The organism is Streptomyces sp. NPDC051133 (assembly GCF_040682635.1).
GTDB lineage: Bacteria > Actinomycetota > Actinomycetes > Streptomycetales > Streptomycetaceae > Streptomyces.
The window spans coordinates 1-4,181 of the sequence record NZ_JBFBBK010000140.1 but is presented as its reverse complement, the minus strand read 5'-3'; the positions used below and the strand labels follow the sequence as shown (position 1 = coordinate 4,181).

The window sequence follows — 4,181 nt, the reverse complement described above, 5'->3', positions numbered from 1 at the left end:
AACCGGGCAACATCGTCAGGCTCGTCGACATCGGCGAGGGACCTGCCGATCACGGACTCGCGGGTGGTCCCGTACAGGTACGCATAGGCGTGATTGACCCACAGGTTGCGGCCGCTGACGTCGCGGACGAACGCGGCCGCCGGGTTGAGTTCAGCGAACGAGGCATAAGGTTCGGCCTCGTCCCGTCGGCCGCCGACCTCGACCGCGACTCCCCTGATGCCGTGCCGTTGCGCGCCACACCGGCCCGCCAGCCAGTTCACGTCGAAGGTCCGGCCCTCGAAGCGTGTCTGATAGGGACCCGCGCCGGGTGGATCGCAGGCACCGCCCTGCTCCGCACAGAGGGCCTCCACGAAACGACGGGTGGTGCCCTCGTCGTCGAAGGCACCACCCCCGCTGTGGACCACTCCCAGGCCGCCGTCAGCCTCCCACCAGGCCACCGGAAGGGACGCCAGCAACGACGTGAAGTCGGCCTCGTCCACGACTCAACTCCTTGAAATTCCACTGCGTTACTGTGAGTAATCCATTATGCGTACACCGTGGCACGTCTGGCACGCCGACGGCCAGGCCCGCACCGCCCGCGCCGGCACTAGCGCATCGCCAGAGCCTCACGTGACGCCAACCGGGCCAAGCAATAGGGCATTTGCCCGAGCAGTTCACGCATCGCGGGCTCTATAGCGGGCTTTGGGAGTGCTTCGCTGGAAAGAGAGACCGCGCAGCAACAGGAAGCAAAGGAGTGGGATAGCCGTGAGCAAGGTGCTGTACGTGCACGCCAAGGGCGGCCCGCCGGTGGGGCACGCACTGCCGCGGGCGGCCGCGAGGTCCGCGGTGCACCTGCTGGCCATCAGCGAACTGCCCGCCACCGCGGTGGCAGAGGCCTCTAACCTGTGCGCCTCGGTCATCACACCCCAGGACGCATACGAACGCGACCTCGCCGAGATCATCACCGCCCGGGCCCGCGAAGTCGGCGCGGACGCCGTCATCACCTTCTCGGCGTACGCCGTGGCCGCGGTCGCCGAGGCAGCGCGCCGGCTCGGGCTGATGGGCGCCGGGCGCACCGCACCGCTCGCCCGCGACAAGCGCCTGATGCGCGCCGCCTGGCAGCGCCACGGCATTCCGCAGCCCCGTTTCCGGGCCATCACGAGCGCTGATGAACTTGAAGCCGCAGCAGCTGAACTGTCGTACCCGCTGCTGCTCGGGCACGCGGAACTCCATGTCACCGACTCCTGCGAGGACTTCATCGTCGAAGAGATCGTCAGCGGATGCACCAGGGAATGGTTCACCGACCCGGGGTGCGGTGACTACATCAGTGTCGAGGGTGTGGTCGTGGACGCCGCCTTCCACCCGGTCTGTGTGAGCGGTCGGATGCCAACGGTCGCGCTGTTCACCGAACGCGCCGGCATCACGACGGCCGCGCTCGAGTCCGAGGCTCAGAACCAGATCGTGGAACTGGCCCGGCGCGCCGTGGACGCCCTGGGGCTGGAGAACTGCGGCACCCACACAGAGATCAAACTCGGCATGGACGGCCGCATCTGGGTGATCGAAACGGCCGCCCGGTTCGGCGGCGCGATGACCGTGCCGCAGATCGAGCAGGTCTTCGGGCTCGACCTGGTCGGCATGTTCACCGACCAGCTGCTTGGCCGGTCTCCCCTCTGGCCGGCCCGGGCGCTGACGGCCGCGGAGGCCGACGGCGCAGCCGGCTCCCTGGTAGTCCTCGCCGTGGACGGCGACGGCGTCCCGTGGCCGCGCCGCCACCAATCGGACTCGAAGGCAGTCATCCGTTGCGCCCGCATCGGCGCCGACGCCGAGCTGTCCGTCGTCAGCGAGAGCTCGCTGACAGAGGGCAGCCCCGTACCGGTCTACGCCCCAGCCGCAGGCGCCAACACCATCGCAGGGCTGTGTCTCCTGTCGGCCGACCGGCCGCAAACCGTCATCGGCATCTTCAGCACACTGATCAACACCCTTCCGCACATCCTGCCCGCGGACGTTACCGAGGGGGTCCCGGCATGATCCTCACACCGGACGAGACGGGCGCGCCCGAGGCGGCACGCGACCGTACAGTCGTCGGCGCCCACCTGTCGCTGTCACTATTCCGCACCCGATCCGGAGTGCTGGCCGGACACCCCTACCTGAAGGTCGTGGTGGACCGAGCCGAGGACACCTGGCATCTGCTCGACACCCGCGTGCACCCCTTTCACGTCGACTACATCGCGACCCGCATCCTCGGTATGACGCTGGACGACCTCGACGCAGGACTGAACGCGTTCAACGCATCCGTGTACACGGCACCCGAGCGCCGTTTCCTGCTGGGGGTGCTGTCCCTTCACACCCATGACCAGGCTGCCGAATCCGAGCGGTCCTTCCTGGTGTTGGAGACCACCGAGGCGGACACCATGCATGGCGCGCTCCTCGAGGAGTTCTACCACTACGTGCGCAAACGCACGGACGCACGCCTGCCGCTGCTGCTGAAACCCGCCAACCACGGGCAGGAACAGGCACTGGCCACGATCGAGGAGGCACACGTGCCGCGTATCCTCAGCCACGAGCTGTACGGCAACCGGACCCGAACCTGCCTGAACCCGGGAGAGGCCGAGGGACGCCTGCGCTACTTCCGCACCACGGCCCAGTACGAGTCCGCAGCCACCGGACTCGGCTGGTCGGACATCGTCGCAATGCCGTGCCTGCCCGACGACGTCCCCAGAGTCGCCGGTTTCGTCAACACCTCCCCTATCACGCCGCTGTCGCACACCAACATCCTCGCCTCGGGCTGGGACATCCCGAACGCGATCGTCCGCGACCTCGACGCTCTCATCGAACAAGACGACCTCGACGGCGCCTGGGTCCGCTACCGCGCACGGGAGGACGAGATCACGCTGCGGCGGCTGCCCTGCGCACCGGCTCTGGAGCGGCCAGCCTGGCACCAGCAGCGCATCCATGTAGCGACACCCACGCTGGAGAACGCGCCAGTTCTGGCACTGCACCGGCTCCGGCGCGCCGACCGTGACAGTTACGGCACCAAGGCTGCCAACCTCGGAGAGCTGCATCACGTCCTGGACAGCCGTACAGCGAACCTGACGTCGTTCTACACACGCCCGCGCCCGCCACGGCCACACCTGCTCGGCCACCTCGCGGCACGGCTCGGTGAAGCCGGAGCGTCACCGGAACGGCTACGCGCCGCGGCGGTCGAACAGGTGGCGAACACCGTTGGAGCACCAGACGGCGTGGCCTTGCCGTTCCGGCTGCACCGCCTGTTCCTCACCTCCTCGCCCGACCTGCAACAGGGCATCGGGAGACTGAAGATGGCGCTCGAGCTCGGAGCGCTCGATGTCATCGACCCGCTGTGCCTGAGTCTCCAGCGCCTCATACGCAGTGTGCCAATGCCAGACGAGGTGGCGGGGGCAATCATCGGCGCGGTGCCGCGGCTGCTCGCAGAGGAACACCGCCTGGTGGTGAGGTCGTCCTCCAACGCCGAGGACCTGCCGGGCTTCTCGGCCGCCGGTATCTACGACTCGGTGACCACGGTGCGCGGTGCGGATCAGCTCATGGACGCCGTACGGCAGGTGTGGGCCTCGCTGGTATCGCCGCGAAGCGTGCGTCTGCGGCACCAGGTCGGCATCTCCCTGGAAGACACCTATATGGGAGTGATCGTTCAAGAGTACGTCCCGGCCACACTCGGGGGCGTACTGGTGACCTGCAACCCGACCCAGCGCGAGGACTTCCGCAACGTCTACCTCAACTGCACGCCCGGTTCGCCCGAGCAGGTGGTGGACGGCACGGTTCTGCCCCATCAGTACCTGTACAACACCGTCGAGGGAGGCGGACGCACAGTGGGCGTCGGCTCGTCGGGAAAGGACCTCCCCGCAGCGACGCGCGCGGCACTGGCCCGACTGGCGCTGACGGGGCGTCTGCTGCAGTCCTACTTCACCGAGGGCGACGCCGACGACGCCATGGACATCGAGTGGCTGCTGACCGCAGAGGGGAGTTTTCATCTGGTCCAGATCCGCCCCTACACCGGGTGATACACGATATGCCCTCCCCGCAACTGCGTCCCCCGCAAACCGCGCCGTCCCCCGCCGCCCGCCGCATCATCCGTGTCAAATTGACCCGGTCCTGAAGGACCGGGTTTGGAGGTGGCGCCCTACTGGCTGCTGGGTTGGCTCCTCCGTCCAGAAACCCCTATGGGG

3 protein-coding genes are annotated in these 4,181 nt (G+C 67.9%); 2 read left to right on the top strand and 1 reads right to left on the bottom strand.

Annotation, left to right across the window (positions count from 1 at the left end; all coding sequences use genetic code 11):
- The coding region (locus AB0N17_RS45395) for a PAS domain-containing protein (protein ID WP_366017550.1) at positions 1–479 on the bottom strand (479 nt) is incomplete at its 3' end.
- A 265-nt stretch (positions 480–744) separates the two neighbouring features.
- Between AB0N17_RS45395 and AB0N17_RS45390 the strand changes: the two genes are divergently transcribed.
- Positions 745–2,007, top strand: coding sequence for an ATP-grasp domain-containing protein (locus AB0N17_RS45390; protein WP_366017549.1), 1,263 nt, complete (start codon positions 745–747; stop codon positions 2,005–2,007).
- Entirely contained in the window at positions 2,004–4,016 is a 2,013-nt protein-coding gene (locus AB0N17_RS45385) for a PEP/pyruvate-binding domain-containing protein (protein ID WP_366017551.1), read from the top strand. Before AB0N17_RS45390 ends, AB0N17_RS45385 begins: the two co-directional genes overlap by 4 nt.
- Positions 4,017–4,181: the final 165 nt, after the last annotated feature.

Coding starts and splice junctions, on each gene's coding strand:
- AB0N17_RS45385 (WP_366017551.1), top strand. CDS start 2,004: ATGATCCTCACACCGGACGAGACGGGCGCGCCCGAGGCGGCACGCGAC.